This window comes from Pseudoalteromonas sp. 2CM41L (genome assembly GCF_023161905.1).
In the GTDB taxonomy this organism is placed as follows: domain Bacteria; phylum Pseudomonadota; class Gammaproteobacteria; order Enterobacterales; family Alteromonadaceae; genus Pseudoalteromonas; species Pseudoalteromonas atlantica.
Genome location: NZ_JALNTN010000008.1, coordinates 25,806 through 42,103 on the forward strand (window position 1 = coordinate 25,806; position 16,298 = coordinate 42,103).

The 16,298-nt window shown below is 40.9% G+C and carries 12 protein-coding genes; 3 read left to right on the forward strand and 9 right to left on the reverse strand.

The annotated features are described in order from the left end of the window. Positions 1-2: 2 nt before the first annotated feature. Together egtD and egtB are read right to left on the reverse strand one after the other, a co-directional pair. Positions 3-977 carry an L-histidine N(alpha)-methyltransferase gene (egtD, locus tag MTF64_RS11230; RefSeq protein WP_248451417.1) on the reverse strand — a complete coding sequence of 325 codons (975 nt, stop codon included), beginning with the start codon at positions 975-977 and terminating at the stop codon, positions 3-5. Further along, positions 974-2,248, reverse strand: a complete 1,275-nt coding sequence (gene egtB, locus MTF64_RS11235) for an ergothioneine biosynthesis protein EgtB (protein WP_248451419.1) — start codon at positions 2,246-2,248, stop codon at positions 974-976. Before egtB ends, egtD begins: the two co-directional genes overlap by 4 nt. Positions 2,249-2,683: 435 nt before the next feature. On the opposite strand from egtB, the gene MTF64_RS11240 reads away from it, so the two are divergent. Beyond that, positions 2,684-4,264 carry a BCCT family transporter gene (locus tag MTF64_RS11240; RefSeq protein WP_004587884.1) on the forward strand — a complete coding sequence of 527 codons (1,581 nt, stop codon included), beginning with the start codon at positions 2,684-2,686 and terminating at the stop codon, positions 4,262-4,264. A gap of 120 nt (positions 4,265-4,384) precedes the next feature. Here the strand turns inward: MTF64_RS11240 and MTF64_RS11245 are convergent, their stop codons facing one another. The 5 genes from MTF64_RS11245 to MTF64_RS11265 all read right to left on the reverse strand — a co-directional run bounded on the left by MTF64_RS11245 (position 4,385) and on the right by MTF64_RS11265 (position 12,483). Continuing rightward, on the reverse strand, positions 4,385-5,089 hold the full coding sequence (locus MTF64_RS11245; protein ID WP_248451420.1) for a 3'-5' exonuclease: 705 nt from the start codon (positions 5,087-5,089) through the stop codon (positions 4,385-4,387). A gap of 3 nt (positions 5,090-5,092) precedes the next feature. After that, positions 5,093-6,988: a DUF294 nucleotidyltransferase-like domain-containing protein gene (locus tag MTF64_RS11250; RefSeq protein WP_004587882.1), complete on the reverse strand. Its 1,896-nt coding sequence runs from the start codon at positions 6,986-6,988 to the stop codon at positions 5,093-5,095. Between the two features lie 137 nt (positions 6,989-7,125). After that, positions 7,126-10,203 (reverse strand): efflux RND transporter permease subunit, encoded by a 3,078-nt coding sequence (locus tag MTF64_RS11255; protein ID WP_248451421.1) that lies wholly within the window; start codon positions 10,201-10,203, stop codon positions 7,126-7,128. 2 nt (positions 10,204-10,205) lie between these two features. After that, positions 10,206-11,222, reverse strand: a complete 1,017-nt coding sequence (locus tag MTF64_RS11260) for an efflux RND transporter periplasmic adaptor subunit (RefSeq protein ID WP_248451424.1) — start codon at positions 11,220-11,222, stop codon at positions 10,206-10,208. Between the two features lie 253 nt (positions 11,223-11,475). Next, positions 11,476-12,483, reverse strand: coding sequence for a rhodanese-related sulfurtransferase (locus MTF64_RS11265; RefSeq protein WP_138685112.1), 1,008 nt, complete (start codon positions 12,481-12,483; stop codon positions 11,476-11,478). Between the two features lie 198 nt (positions 12,484-12,681). Here MTF64_RS11265 and MTF64_RS11270 point away from each other — a divergent pair, with 198 nt between their 5' ends. After that, positions 12,682-14,007, forward strand: coding sequence for a DEAD/DEAH box helicase (locus MTF64_RS11270; RefSeq protein ID WP_248442449.1), 1,326 nt, complete (start codon positions 12,682-12,684; stop codon positions 14,005-14,007). Positions 14,008-14,009: 2 nt separating this feature from the next. Further along, the gene (locus MTF64_RS11275; RefSeq protein WP_248451426.1) at positions 14,010-14,840 is read left to right on the forward strand and encodes a S1-like domain-containing RNA-binding protein; all 831 of its coding nucleotides are present in this window, start codon (positions 14,010-14,012) and stop codon (positions 14,838-14,840) included. A 249-nt stretch (positions 14,841-15,089) separates the two neighbouring features. On the opposite strand, the gene MTF64_RS11280 is transcribed toward MTF64_RS11275, so the two are convergent. Together MTF64_RS11280 and pyrF are read right to left on the reverse strand one after the other, a co-directional pair. Further along, complete coding sequence (locus MTF64_RS11280; protein WP_248451429.1) at positions 15,090-15,464, reverse strand: hypothetical protein; 375 nt, start codon at positions 15,462-15,464, stop codon at positions 15,090-15,092. Positions 15,465-15,555: 91 nt separating this feature from the next. Next, the gene (gene pyrF, locus MTF64_RS11285; RefSeq protein WP_024034097.1) at positions 15,556-16,260 is read right to left on the reverse strand and encodes an orotidine-5'-phosphate decarboxylase; all 705 of its coding nucleotides are present in this window, start codon (positions 16,258-16,260) and stop codon (positions 15,556-15,558) included. Positions 16,261-16,298: the final 38 nt, after the last annotated feature.

Sequence of the window (16,298 nt, forward strand, 5' to 3'; positions counted from 1 at the left end):
TATTACATTGGCCTTAGTAGGCAAAGTGCAAAGTAGCTTTTCTCGTCTTGCCATGTTTGTTCAAGAGATAAATTAGCTTGAGCAGCAAGATTTTTAAACGACTCAAGCGTATATTTGTGCGAGTTTTCAGTGTGAATGCTCTCTCCCGCTACAAAGTCTATTTGCTTATCGTTAATGACCACGCTTTGATTACACTTGCTCACTAAATGCATTTCAATGCGGCTGTGCACTTCGTTAAATCGCGATTCGTGTTTAAAATTATCTAAAATAAACGTGCCATTTAATTCGTTATTTATACGCTGGAGCAAGTTTTTATTAAAGGCGGCGGTAATGCCGGCTTTGTCATCGTAAGCATCAAGTAACACTTGTCGCTCTTTTACTAAATCAATACCTATTAATACATAGCCATCAACACCGCATAAACGGTGGAAATTATTCATTATTTCAATGGCTTTTACTGGCGCAAAGTTACCCAGTGTAGAGCCTGGAAAATAAACTAAATTTGCTTGGCTGTCTAAGGCGGTGTCTTTTGTTAACTGCTTAACCATTTGGCTATGGGTAAAATCACCTAGCAATGGCGTAATGGCCAGCTCCGGAAATAACGGTGATAAATGCGCTAACGAGTAATTAAGCATCTCTGATGATATTTCAAAAGGAATAAAGGTTTTTACATTGCTCATATGGGCGAGTAAATACGCGACCTTTTTACCCGAGCCACAGCCAGGCTCAATAATTGATAGGTTCTCAGGCAGTTTATTAGCGATAGCTTTTGAGTAATCTTCTAATATGGCAAGTTCAGTGCGGGTAACATAGTACTCTTGCAATGAGGTTATTTGCTCGAATAAAGCCGCCCCTTTATCATCGTAAAAATACTTACACGGCAGCGACTTTTGCTGTTGAGCAAGTCCATGTAATACATCATTTAAAAAGTCTAGATCGGTTATTGATTGCTGATTAATTGCTGTTACTTGGCTCATAGTATGTCCTTTGCTAGTCTAATGCCGCTGCACATCCACGCTTGGTGCGGATAAAAAAAGTTACGGTAGGTCTGTCTTAAATGATCTTTTGGGGTAAACACGCATCCGCCACGCAAAACCATTTGGTTATTCATAAATTTACCATTGTATTCCCCTGCGGCTCCGCTAAAGGGTTTAAAGCCTGGGTAAGGTAAATAGGCGCTATTAGTCCACTGCCAACATGTATCGCTTAACTGCGAGATATCATCTGGGTTTTTACATACACTTGGCGTAAGCAAATCGTTGTGCTGTTGCTTAAGTGCTTGCTGCTGCGCTACATACTCCCATTCAAACTCAGTAGGTAGGCGCGCATTTACAAAATTAGCATAGGCTGCCGCTTCAAAATAACTTACATGGCTCACTGGCGCATCTAAATTTAAAGGCTGCAGTCCGTAGAGAGTAAATTCAAACCACTGCCCGTCAATATACTGCCAGTATAAAGGGTGACTAAGTTGCTCGGTGTTTATATTAGCCCAGCCATCACTTAACCAAAATGAAGGGTTTTTATACCCGCCCGCCTCTATAAATTGTAAGTACTCTCTATTAGTCACTAATCGATTAGCAAAACTAAACGCATGGATAAGGGCCTGATGTTTAGGTTGTTCGTTATCGTACGAAAAGCCGTTTTTAGCATCAGCCCCTATATTGGTTATGCTTTGGCTAAATTCGGTATATTTTAAAGTGCCTAACGAATCACTCACCTTTATTAAGTTATTTGGGGTTTGGCTGTAGGCAGGAAAGCTTGGATTAACCGAAAAATTATATTTAATATCCATTAGCATGAGCTCTTGATGTTGCTGCTCATGATTCAGCCCAAGTTCTATAATATTGCACAGTGTTTGGTTAATGCCTAATTGAAGCAGCTCGTTTAGCGCATTATCAACATAGGCTCTGTAGCGCAACACCACCTCTAAACTGGGGCGAGATAAACATCCTCTATTAGCACGCTTAAACTGCTCACCTATGCCGTTATAGTAGGAGTTAAAAAGCACCTTAAATTGTTCATCAAAGAGCGTGTAGTTAGGCAGATACTTAGCAAGTAAAAATGTTTCAAAAAACCACGTGGTGTGAGCTAAGTGCCATTTCATTGGGCTTGCATCATCCATTGCTTGTAGTTGGCAATCTTCTGCGCTGAGGTTTTTTATAAGTGTAAGACTATGTTGGCGAATTGACTGAAATTGAGCGTGTATTTTTTCAGTACTGTGCGCTTCATTCGTTTTCGTGTTTAGCATATTAAAGTTAGTCCTTTTCACTCTTTGCGATTAAATAAAGCCTACCCCAGATTTTACCTTTATGCATGTTACATAATGATTAAATCGAACCCTCTACCCATTTAAAACGTAGACTAATGTATTAACGACTAAACGAGTTTGGTGGCGCTGCTTTAATTTTAGTTTAATAACAAACTAATTTTTAACACTCACTGAATTAACAATAGCTTATCTTTTTAGTGATAAATAGCTTTTAGCGCTAAGTAATCAGGCATATATAACCAAATAGTTTTACATTTACGATTTAACTCATACACTATTAAGGGTATGATCAGCGATTAATTTAGTTAGTCCTCAAATAAGTTTTATTGTAAATAATGCAACTTACTGTGTGGCTAATTAACTTAGTGTTATGCCGGAACTCTCTGGCTTGTTAGGACAACATAAGAGGTATTCATGAGCGAAAATCATGACAAGTATAGTATTGATAATACGGACTACACCGTAGGTCAAGATAACGTGCAAAAATGGGGATTTGATATACATAATCCTGTTTTTGGTATTAGTGCCGGTTTGATTGTCATCTTTTTAGTCGCCATTCTCGTTTCGGATGCGCAAACAGCCAAAGCAACGCTTGATGGTATTAAGCTCGATATAATAAATAACTTTGATGCGTTTTTTATGTGGGCAGCAAACTTCTTTGTTATATTTTGTTTGGCATTAATTGTATCGCCCTATGGTAATATTCGTTTAGGTGGAGAAGGTGCTAAACCAACGCACTCGCGTATGTCATGGCTTGCTATGTTATTTGCCGCAGGTATGGGTATTGGGTTAATGTTTTGGGGTGTTGCTGAGCCTGTAGCTTACTTTACCGGCTGGTACGAAACCCCACTTAATGTAACCGCAAATACGCCAGAGGCTGCAAAAGTGGCAATGGGTGCAACCATGTTTCACTGGGGTCTTCACCCGTGGGCTATTTATGCCGTTGTAGCGCTCTCACTTGCGTTTTTTACTTATAATAAAGGTCTTCCTTTATCAATCCGTTCAATTTTTTATCCACTATTAGGCGACAGAGCTTGGGGCTGGCCTGGTCATATTATTGATATTCTTGCCGTACTTGCCACTTTGTTTGGCCTTGCAACCTCGTTAGGTTTAGGCGCACAGCAGGCTTCTGCAGGTATTAATCATGTATTTGGTACTGATGGCGGCGTAGGCGCACAATTATTGGTTATTATTGGCGTTACCTTACTAGCTATTATCTCAGTAGTACGCGGCATTGATGGCGGCGTAAAGGTTCTTAGTAATATAAACATGCTCATTGCATTTGCCTTACTCCTGTTTGTTGGTTTAGTTGGCTTTGCTGTGGCAATCGGTAACGTACCAAATACGGTTATGGGTTATGTTGAAAATATTATTCCACTGAGCAACCCACATGGCCGAGAAGACGAAACATGGATGCACGGTTGGACTGTATTTTACTGGGCATGGTGGATTTCGTGGTCACCGTTTGTAGGTATGTTTATTGCGCGTGTTTCTCGTGGTCGTACAATTAGAGAGTTTTTAATCGCTGTATTATTAATTCCTACTGCGGTTACTATTTTATGGATGTCTATTTACGGCGGCATTGCAATAGACCAAGTTGTTCAAGGTGTAGGTAGCTTAGGCGTAAACGGTTTAACCGATGTACCTATGGCGATGTTCCAAATGCTAGACGAACTGCCTATGTCGAGCGTGCTTTCGTTCCTAGCTGTGGTTTTAGTATTAGTGTTTTTCATTACCTCTTCTGACTCGGGTTCATTAGTTATCGACTCAATTACAGCAGGCGGTAAAGTGGATGCGCCAGTACCACAACGGATCTTTTGGGCTACGGTTGAAGGCTCTATTGCTGCTGCTCTATTATGGATTGGCGGTACAGAGGCGATTCAAGCATTACAAGCGGGTGCTGTTTCAACAGGTCTTCCGTTTACTTTAGTGTTACTACTAATGTGTGTAAGCCTATTATTAGGATTACGTACTGAGCCTCGCGCTGTTAAATAATTAGTCACTTGCCAGTAAACTAAAAAACGCCGCATAATATGCGGCGTTTTTATTGGCTAAGCTAAACTTTGGTTAATAAGTTTAAACCTGTATTGCATTCGCTAAAATTTAAAAATAAATTTAACTTAGTAATTCAGCCAGTGGCGTATCATCGCGGTAATGGTATTGCAGCTGCGCAATCAACAGCTCTGCTGTGGCTAATGCATCAGTTAGCGCATTGTGATTATGATAGGCAGGTAAAGAGTATCGACTGCGACAATCTGTGAGTCTAAGTGAGCCTACCTTTTGATTAAACAAACGCCCTATTAAGCCTTGGCGGGCGCGCAACGCTCGTTGCTCAATTTCCATGGTATCGACTAATGCAAACTGGATCCCTTCGTTAATTCTCGCAAGTAATGCATTGTTTAAAAAGTGCCGCTCTATCGCTGCATAATGCACCACCACGACTTTACCACTAAGTGCATTAAGTAGCGGCCCTAGTCGAGAGGTTAAATCGGGAGCATCATCCACTTCTGAATGCGTAATACCATGAATAACAATCGAATCCTCACTTAAGCTTTTACGAGGCTGTACTACCCAATGCTTAGCATGTGTGCAATATACTCTTTGCATTGTAAAAGGGACTAAGCCAATACTGACTATATCGTCCACCTCACTATTTAGACCGGTTGTCTCAAAATCAAGAGCCACAAACGAAATGTCTTTTATGGGCGTGTGCGTATCACCATAAGCGTGCTGATAAAACGCCTTTAAATGCTCATTTTTAGCGTTTTTAGCCAGTGTTTTATAATGAGCCTGCCAGTCAAAATACGATTGCTTAGCCATTCGTTACTTAACACCTGCATTGGCTGAGTAACTAAACTTTAAGTAGCTTTGTGCTTTTTCGAGTATGGCAAACGCCTCTTTTAAATTGCGTTGCTCAAACGGCGAAAGCAAATGCGGGTCTATGTCGTTATCGGGCTCTTCTTCTTGCTCTATTTGCCATGCTTGATGGCGAATTCGCATCATGGCAATGTATTCTAACGCGTCACGTAAATCCTGTGCTTTACCTTCAGGTAACAGTCGCGACTCAATAATATCTTCAAGGCGTTCAAACGAATTTTGCTTACGAGAGCCTATCGCCAGTGCATGCACTCTTATCACATCAGAAAGCGGTGCGGTGCCTCTGCGTTTTAAGTTCATTGAGCGCTTATGCTGGCCGTTATGTTCAAGCACAAAGCCTTTAAAAAACCCAAGTGGCGGTGTGCGGTTTCGGGCATTGGCAGCCATATTTGCTAAAAACACACGGTTTTGTTTACTTTGCTTAGCAATAAAAATTTTAAGCTCGTCGGCCCATTTTGTTTTACCCCACACCCCATCTAAATCAAAAAATATTGAGCTGTTAAGTAGGGCTTGTGGTTTAGGTAAGGCTATCCACTGTGAGAATTGATCAAACCATTGCGAGCGTGTTTTACGCCATTTTTTGAACGAGGCCATAATTTCGCCGCTGCAATAGGTATAACCACATTGCGCTAAGCCATCACACACAAAATCAGAAATATTTTGAAAGTACTCGTTGTGTTTTTCATCATCGTAATTGTCATCCAAAATAAGCGCGTTATCTTGATCTGTTACAATAAGTTGTTCATCTCGCGCCATAGAGCCTAACGCTATAAAACAGTAAGGTACTGGCGGCGGGCCATATTTTTCTTCAGCCAGTACTAATAAGCGCTGTTTAAAAGTACGCCCTATTACCGCCATTGCCGTACCAATCATATGTGAATTAGCATCTTCGTTTACCATACGTACAAATACATTGGGCAGCTGGCGCGCGTAATGTGCTAAATCTTCAATGGTTTGCTGCGCTAAAATACCGCGTACCAAGAGTAAACTACTTTGCGACTCGTACCTTAAAATATCGGATAGTGAAATAACCCCAATAGGTCGGCGCTTTTGTACCACAGGTAAGTGGTGCAAGTTGTCGCGCAGCATAGCAAGAACGGCTTCAAATACATAAGCATTTGAATCAAGCAGTACAAGATTAGTCGACATAATTTTATCTGCGGTAACATCAAGCCCTAGGCCTTCGGCTACCACTTTTGTGCGTATATCGCGGTCGGTAATAATGCCTACAATTTGCCCATCGTCTTCTTCTGGGTCGTCGCTTATTGGTTTGTCTAAATCGGTAACTAACACAGAAGAAACCGCTTCTTCTGTCATTACTTTAGCAACATCTTGTATGGTGGTTTGCGTACTTAGCGTTACCACATCGCGGTGAATGAGCGACTTAACTTTGGCGGTTGTTAAATCGTTGCTGTCGGCTTGCTCAACTAACGCTTGGCGAAGGCGTACATTGCCATCGGCTTCAAAATAATCAGCAAAGCCGTCAAACTCGTCACAAAAACGGTTAAACAGGGTAAAGTTAATACAATACACTAGGGTGTCTTCGAGTGCCTTTGCAGGAAAGCGCACTTTACGATTCATCAACAAGCCCATTTGGCCAAAAATACCGCCCACATCTAAGCGGTTATAAAGCTCGTTATTACGACGATAAATTTCTACAGAGCCACTGCGAATTATAAATAAATCAGCGATGTCTTGGCCTAACGTTAAAATATCAGTTTGCGAGCGGTAGTAAGCTACCTCAACTTGTTGCGCAAGCTCGTTTAAAGCGTTTGTCGGTAAGTCATCAAATGGCGGGTGCTGCGCTAAAAACTGCGCAATTTCAACTTGTTCGGCTTGCATTGGGGATTCCTTGTGGCCACACAAAAAGGCATGTATATGCTTAAGTGGCTATCTTAACAAACAAGTAGTGCCAATCAAGCCATAACCATGCCCAGTACACTTTTAATTTAAAAACGTTGCTGGGCATGGCTTTAAGGTTAGATTTTTTCAAGCTCTTGTGCGAGCTGCTTAGATTCATCCCCCCTTGGCGTGGTAAAGCGTGCTAAGCCTAAGTAAATTACCGGAGTAAGATAAAGCGTAAACAACACCGCAAGTGCTAATCCGCCAAACACCACCCAGCCAATTGCATTTCGGGCCTCAGCCCCTGCGCCTGTAGAGAGAATTAACGGCAATGCTCCAAGTAGAGTAGATATAAGGGTCATCGTAATTGGGCGTAAACGTACCAGCGCAGCTTGCTCGACGGCTTTTCTGACCGTTAAACCTTGATCGCGTAATTGGTCTGCAAATTCAACAAGCAAAATTGCGTTTTTAGCGATTAAGCCTATCAGCATCACTAAACCAATTTGAGAGTAAATATTTAACGACGTGCCGGTTAAATAAAGCGCTAATATGGCCGAGGTAATACCAAAGGGAACGGTTATCATAACCACAATGGCACTATTTACATTTTCAAATTGAGCAGCCAATACTAAAAATACAATTAAAAAAGCAAGTACATAAGTTACAAGTACTTCGCTAGATGTTTCTTCATACGTAAGCGCTTCGCCTTTAAACGCTAGTGCAATACCTGGCTCTAACGATTGCTCAGACACCGTTTTTATTTGCTCTACTAAAGCAGCAATGGTTAACGATTCTGGCAACTCCATACTGAGCTCTATTGAGCGGCGCTGGGCATGACGTTCAAGCTCTGCAGCCACCCCCTCTTCAGAAATATAGGCCACACTACTTAATGGTACTAAACTGCCATTACCCGCTCTGATATATAAATTAGCCAAATCACTTGGACTGTTTATGGTTTGGTTTTGCGCTTGGAGCATAATTGGCACAGACTGATCGCCAATGTTTAAATCTTCTACGTCGTCGCCATTTATTGCTGCGCGCAAGGTTATGGCAATGTCGTCTAGCGATACACCGAGCTCTTGTGCACGGCGTCTGTCTATATTTACTCTTAGTTGTGGTTGCGATGGCTGATAAGAAATACGCACAGGTGCCACCTCAGGAACGGCTTTTTCTAATGCCGCAGAAAACTGCTGAGCCGCTTTAAATATTTGCAAATAATCTTGCCCAAGCAGCGCGATTTCAACGCCTCCCCCTTGACCACGTAGATTTAAACTATTAGCCCCACCTGGGTAAGCTGGTGCTCCTGGAATATCGCCAAGTGGCTGGCGTATCTTATTAATAATTTCTTGTTGGCTAAAATGGCGCTCATCCCAATGCTTTAATGGCACAGTAATAAACACAATATTAGGGTCCCATTGGCCTACCACAGTATAAATTGACTCAATTTCGCCGCTATCGACAAACGGAAGTAAAATATCTTCCATTTTTATCGCTTGCCTATCCATAAAGTTTAGTCCTACACCATCTGGGCCACGTGCAAATATACGAATTTTTCCTCGGTCTTCTGTGGGCAAAAGCTCGCTGTCTAAACTGGCGTACAACGCCCCTGAGCCTGCTGCAACCAATAAACAGAGCGCAAATGTAAGCCATGCATGGTTAAGCACTTTATGAATTGTTTTTGTATAAATACCACCCAACCAATGGCCTAGTTTAGCAAATGGGTGAAAACCGCCCTGCTTTAACTTTAATTTGGAGGTAAGAGCAGGCACTAATGAAAGTGCCACAAAGCTTGATATAATTACCGCACCGGCAAGTACTCCACCAAACTCTCTAAATAAGCGACCGGCAGTAGAGGGTAAAAACGCAATAGGTATAAATACAGCAGCAAGTACAGCCGTGGTTGCTACAACAGCAAAAAATACCTCGCGCGTGCCTATTACAGCAGCTGCCCGACGCCCTAAACCTAGCCCCCGCTGGCGCTGAATATTTTCACTTACTACTATGGCATCATCAACAATTAAGCCTGTGGCTAATACAAGCGCCAACAAGGTTAAAATATTTATTGAAAAACCCAGTGCCCATATAAGTGCTAAAGACCCTATTAAGGCAACAGGAATAGCAAAAGCAGGCACTAAAGTGGCGCGCCAAGAGCCAATAAATACCCACAAAGTGACAACCACTAACAATACTGTAAGTAATAAAGAGTAAATTACTTCATCTACTGAGCTTCTTATAAATTGTGCGTCATCGGAGGTAAGTGTAAATTCCATTTCTGGAAAGCGTGTTTGCATACTTGTAATAAGCTTTAGCACTTCATCTGATATTTCAATTGTATTTGATTGTGCTTGTCGAATAATTTCCATACCAATAACGGGCTTACCGTTTAGCCTTACCATAGAGCGCGGATCGGCAGGGCCAAAATACACAGCTGCAATATCACTAATTCGGGTATCGCCTTGTATTATAATATCGCCAACTTGTTCTGGAGTAATAGAGGTTGCATCGGCACGTACAATAATTTGCTGATCGTTTGACTTTAAACTCCCTGCTGGCACATCAAACGGTGCTTGGCTAAGCACTTGTGCTACATCGGGCACTGTTAAATTAAAGCTACTTAGTTTTAGCGGGTCAATTCGTACTCTTAATACGCGTTCTCTATCACCGTTTAAGCGTACATCTGCGACACCCGGAATAGTTAAAAATTGCGGCGCTAAGTCAACATTTACGCGCTCGGTAAGTGCTTCAAGCGATAAATTTTCACTTGAAACAGTCAGAGATACAACTGCTTCGGCGTCGTTGTCGGCTTTAATAATAGAAACACGCTCGACTTCCTCTGGAAGGTCTCGCTCTACACGTGCAACAGACTCACGCGTTTCATTCGCGGCGTCATCTAAATTTATGCCTGGTCTAAATTCGACCACAATACGTGCATTTCCCTCTTCACTTTGTGCACGTATTGATTTAACGCCACTTACACGCGCTACTGCGCCTTCTAATTTGCTGGTTACTTCGGTATCAACGGTCTCAGGCGAGCCACCAGGAAATGGCGCCGAAACCGTAATACGTGGTCTATCTACATCAGGAAGCTCTCTTACTTCAACACCCGCAATAGCGGCAATACCTGCAATAATAATTAATAAGTTAAGCACCACAATAAGTACTGGGCGGCGAATCGCCATTGAGGGTAAGTCTTGCATCATAGGTTGCTGTTTCATACCTACTCCTGCGTATCTTGCGCGGGTAAATTAAAGCTTAGCTCTTGGCCTGCACGTAAGCGTTGTACCCCTTCAATTACTAAAGTATCGCCTTTATTTAACGGCCCAGAAACCAATAATCGCCCCGCCAAGCGCTGCTCTATTTTTACATCAACACGTGTGGCTTTTTTATCAACGCTGATCCATACATACGGGCCTGTTGCCCCCCACAGTAATGCAGCCTCAGGAACTGCAGCAAAACGCTCGCCTAACACTTCAATATGTACTCTAAAGCTCATACCAGGTAAAAATTGTTGTTTTTCATTATTTAGCCTGGCTTTAACACGTAAAGTACGAGTTTGTGGGTCTACGCGTGAGTCTAAATAGGCAATATCAGCGTTAATGGCAGTGTCTGATTTCCAAGGAAACACCGTTAAGCTGCTTTTATTACGCAGCATACTGATAGCCGACTCCGGTGCGTTAAAATTTATGTACAGGCTTGTTGTGTCATCTATTGTGGCAATGGGCGTTTGCTCGGTTATTCTATCGCCTACCTCAACATCTGTTAAACCCATAATGCCATTTATCGGCGCAATTACTTTTCTGTCTTCAAGCTCAGTTTGGGCCTGTATGAGGGTGACTTTGGCAAGTTCTACAACGGTTTTAGCATCATCAACATCGCTTTTAGGCACTGCGCCTTTGGCCTGACTTTGTTCTAATCGTTTTAGTATTCGCTGGGTGTCGGCAAGTTTAATTTTAGCCTCACCAAGCGCTGCTTTTTGCCTACGAGAATCAAGTTCGAGTAAAGTATCGCCTTTTTTTACTTTATCACCTGGCTTAAAAAAAACGCCGGTTACTCTATCGCCTACTGCGGGGTACATTACAACCGAATGAATTGCCTCTGTATTTCCTACCGCTTGCACTTGTTGTTTTGCACTTTCTAGGGCAATTTTTTGTACAACAACGTTCGCGCTCATTGCAGGAACGCTGAAAAACAGCAGCGAACTAAGCACACCGATTAAAAAGTTTTGCGATTTCAAAGTAACACCTTAATTAATTATTATTTCCATTACCTTACGAAGTCTAACAGCTGATTGATCAATAGGTAGGATAGAACGATAAATTAGCAAAACTATAAGATGAAATTAAATTGGTAATACCAATTAATTTTTGAAAAAGGCGCCTAATGACTAAGCATTTATCCAAATGCAGGCAGGGTTAAACTAAAAAGTGGCTATATAAATAAAAAAGCCCAATATAAACTGGGCTATGTAGATAATAGGTAGTTAAAGATTATTTACCGCGCTGGGCTTCTTTTTGTGCTTTTTTAGCTTCTTTACGTTGTTGTAAAACCGCTTGCGCTTCATTACCAATGTGCCCTTCACCACGTGCTTGTGCTAATTCTATTTGCTTTTGACGCTCAGCAAAACGAGCACGTTGCTCATCGGTTACATTGTCGATACAGTGATGACACGAAACACCTTCCATGTATTCTGGCTTTTGCTTTTCTTCTTCTGTAATCGGCATACGACACGCATGACATTGATCGTAAGAGCCTTTTTGTAAATCATGATTTACTGCTACACGATTATCAAAAACAAAACACTCGCCTTCCCACATTGTTTCTTCTTTTGGCACTTCTTCTAGGTATTTTAAAATACCGCCTTCAAGGTGGTAAACTTCATCAAACCCTTGCTCTTTCATGTAAGCCGTTGATTTTTCGCAGCGAATACCACCGGTACAAAACATGGCAACTTTTTTGTGTTTTTCTGGGTCTAAATTCTCTTTAGCCCACTGAGGGAACTCTCGGAAAGTTTTGGTATTAGGATCGACTGCATTTTGAAAAGTGCCAATTTCAATTTCGTAATCGTTACGTGTATCAATCAAAATCACTTCAGGGTCTGATATTAATGCATTCCACTCTTTAGGCTTAACATAGCTTCCCACTACTTTTAGTGGGTCAACCCCTTCAACGCCCATAGTAACGATTTCGTTTTTTAGCTTTACTTTAGTGCGGTAAAACGGGCATTCATCATCGAATGATTCTTTAGTCACTATGTCTTTTAGGTTTTCTTGTGTGTCTAACCACGCAAGTAAGTTATCTATTCCTTCGCGCTTAGCCGATACAGTACCGTTAATACCTTCAGCAGCAAGCAATAAAGTACCGCGTACTTCGTTTGCTTCCATCACATCTAAAAGAGGTTTACGTAGCGCTTCAAAATTTGGCAAACCTACAAATTTGTACATTGCACACACTACAAAGTGCTCGTTTGTTACATCATCTTTATGAACAGCAGTCATTTTACTTCCTATTTTGCTTTGATAGCCTTAAGTGGCGTTTACCGAATCGTAAATCCGGCGCATATGGGGCGCGTATTTTACGCTTTTTATAATTAATTGCAAAAAATAGCGCGTTAGAATGGTTTTTACTGTCGGCATAACCCTTGTGTAAGCTATAATGCGGCCATTAATTTAAGTTGCACATTGGAGAACACGACTTTGCACTTTACTGATCTTGGGATTGATACTCGCCTTGAAACACAATTAGCACATCAAGGGATCACCCAGCCCACAGATATTCAAGCACATGCAGTGCCTACCGCACTTGCAGGGCATGACATTTTTGCTCAGTCTAAAACTGGGTCGGGCAAAACATTAGCGTTTTTATTACCTGCTGTTCAGCGAGTTATGAAACAAAAAGCGCTCAGTAAACGCGATCCACGTGTCCTCATTGTTGCACCAACCCGTGAGCTTGCAACGCAAGTATTTACGCAATTGCGTTTATTAATTGCGGGCACAAACATTAAAGCTGTAAAAATACTCGGTGGCGAGAACTTTAACGATCAAATTAAAGCCCTTCGTAACGACCCGCACTTTGTTGTGGCAACCCCAGGGCGTTTGGCCGATCACATCACAAAACGCTCATTACAATTAAGTGGGTTAGAGCTATTAATTTTTGATGAAGCCGACCGTATTTTAGACTTAGGTTTTACTGAACAGCTGAAAATGATTAACGAGCAAGCTAATCACCGCTTGCGCCAAACATTGTTGTTTTCAGCGACACTAGATCACGCTCAAGTAGATGCCCTATCGCGTAATTTATTAAAAAAGCCAAAACAAATTACACTGAGCGCCGCTAACGAGCAACACAGTGATATTAAACAAACACTCTATTTAGCCGATCACCTTGATCATAAAGAAGCGTTACTTGAGCATTTTTTAAAACAAGATGATGTTGGCCAATGTATTATATTTACAGCAACCCGTGCCGATACCAGCCGTTTAAGTGAAGCATTAAATGCAAAAGGTTTTAAATCGGTGGCTTTAGCTGGCGATTTAACACAGAGCAAACGCCTTGAGATCATGGACTCGTTTAGCCGCGAAAACTTTAAAATTTTGATCACCACTGATGTCGCTTCGCGAGGATTGGACTTATTAAGTGTAACGCACGTAATCAATTTTGATTTACCAAAACACGCTGAAGAGTATGTACACCGTATAGGTCGTACAGGCCGCGCCGGATTTAAAGGTAATGCATTATCGCTAGTAGGCCCTAAAGACTGGGCAAGCTACTTAGCAATTAAGTCGTTTTTGAACGACGAGCTGGCTTTTGCAAGCGTTGATGGCCTTAAAGCTAAATTTAAAGGTATAAAAGAGAAAAAGCCAGCAACAGCCGCTGTAAAAACTAAAAAAGTTGCACAGGTCAAAAAGCCGCAAGTTAAACGCAAGGCAAAACCTAAAAAACCAGCTGCACCTATAAAAGCCCCAATGAACATTGATGGCAATTCACCAATGCGCCGTAAAAAAAAGCCTGAGCAGGAATAATTATGAGTTACCTAGGAACAACACAAACCTTATTTGTAAAAGAAGTGAGCAATGAAGGTGCTTACCTTGATGGCCACGATTTAGGGGAAGTGTTTTTACCAAAACACGAAATTAAAGATGCACTTGAAGCTGGCGATAGCATAAGCGTTTTTATCTTTTTAGATAACGCCAATTTACCTACAGCAACAGTAAAAAAACCCCATGCCCAAGTAGGTGAATACGCACTGCTTCGTGTTAAAGAAATAAATAGCATTGGCGCTTTTTTAGATTGGGGACTAGAGAAAGATGTTTTAGCTCCATTTAACGAGCAAAAACCACGTATGCAAGAAGGTCATTCTTACTTAGTTCGCTTATATTTAGATAATGCGAGCCAACGTATTTGTGCATCAAGCAACTTTAATCGCTTTTTATCAAAAGATGAGCCTAAGTACACTCATCTTCAAGAAGTTGATTTAATTGTTGCTGGTAAAACAGATATTGGCTACAAAGTGCTTATTGAAGAGTCTCACTTTGGTGTTGTGTTTTACAACATGGTATTTAAAAACTTATTTGTAGGGCAAAAGCTTAAAGGGTTTGTTCAAAAAGTACGAGAAGACGGAAAAATCGACGTTATACTTGAAAAGCCAGGCATGGGTAAAGTAAGTGAACTTGGCGATAAAATAATGGAAAAGCTTAAAAACGAAGGCGGCATACTAGCCATTGGTGATAAATCTGAGCCTGAGCTTATCAAAAAAGTATTTTCAACCAGTAAAGCTAACTACAAAAAAGCTATTGGTGGTTTATTTAAGCAAGGCTTGATAGACATAGAAGCCAAATCTATCCGCTTAAAATAGTTGTACACTTTTTATAAGCGCTAACATTATGTTGGCGCTTATAGTTAAATCTTTTCTAAATAGTTTAATTAAATGATTGTTCAAAGGTCATATAACGTTTTGATGAATAAAAAACGTTATTTAGCTATTATCGCTAATGGTACTTATATTGCCCTATTCTCTGCCCTCACCTTCGCGTAAATGAAATTTTTAAACAAAGCTAACACTAGGTTTACCCCTGAAAAATAATTAGGGAATTACTAATAGGCATTAGCCCATAATACGCTTATACGGCAACGTACATTCTGTATATTGCTTTGAATAATCAAGTATCTCAGCTTTGGTTTCCAAGCTTAGTGGCGCCAACCTAAATACTTTATTTTCACATTCACTTTGTTTGTCGTCGTGATTTGAAATGCAATCTGACGTAGTTACGTTTTGGCGCGTTAAGCGGTCTTCATTTTTATAGCATAAGTGGTGTGCGTAGCCATGCATGGTTTGCTTAAATTCAAATAAATCGACAGGGTAATTTGCGACTAAGTCAGTAATCGTCGCTACTCCATCATAAGCTTTACTAGAAAAAACATATTTATTTACTGAAAAACCTGCAACAACAATTAAAATAGATCCAAAAATTAACTTCAAAATAAACCCCTTACTGCATTCTTAGTACTAATGTAGCATAAAAATGTATTCATAAAAGGGCTTTAGCACTAAATAATTGCTTTTTGTTAACTTAAACTAGTGATTTATTAACATCAGTTAAAGTTTGTACCGGATCTGACGATTGTGTGATTGGTCTTCCAATCACTAAGTAATCGCTACCCGCTTCAATAGCTTGCTTAGGTGTCATAATGCGTTTTTGGTCACCCACATCACTACCAGCAGGGCGAATGCCTGGAGTAACTAGCTTAAACTCGCTACCTAATTGTGCTTTTAGCGCTTTCGCTTCTTGGGCAGAACATACTACGCCATCAAGCCCTGCTTCTTTTGTTAATTTAGCTAAATGAATAACTTGTTCTTGCGCTGATTTTTCAACACCCAAACGCTTTAGTTCAGCTTCGTCCATGCTGGTTAGCACTGTCACTGCTATTAATAAAGGTGCTTTATCACCAAACTTTTCAAGTGCCTGCTTTGCCTTATTCATCATTTCAAACCCACCTGATGCATGAACGTTTACCATCCAAACGCCCATATTAGCCGCTGCGGTGACCGCTTTTGCCACTGTATTAGGGATATCATGAAATTTTAAATCTAAAAATACGTCAAAGCCTAAATCGATTAACTGTTTAACGAATGCAGGGCCAAAATAAGTAAACATTTCTTTACCTACTTTTAAGCGACACGTATCTGGTGAGAGTTTTTTTACAAAATTAAGAGCCGCGTCTTGTGAATCGTAATCTAGGGCAATAAGAACTTTTTTTGTATCTTCTAAAGACATAACTATCCTAATGAATGGCAGTAAAGTTATAAATAGTT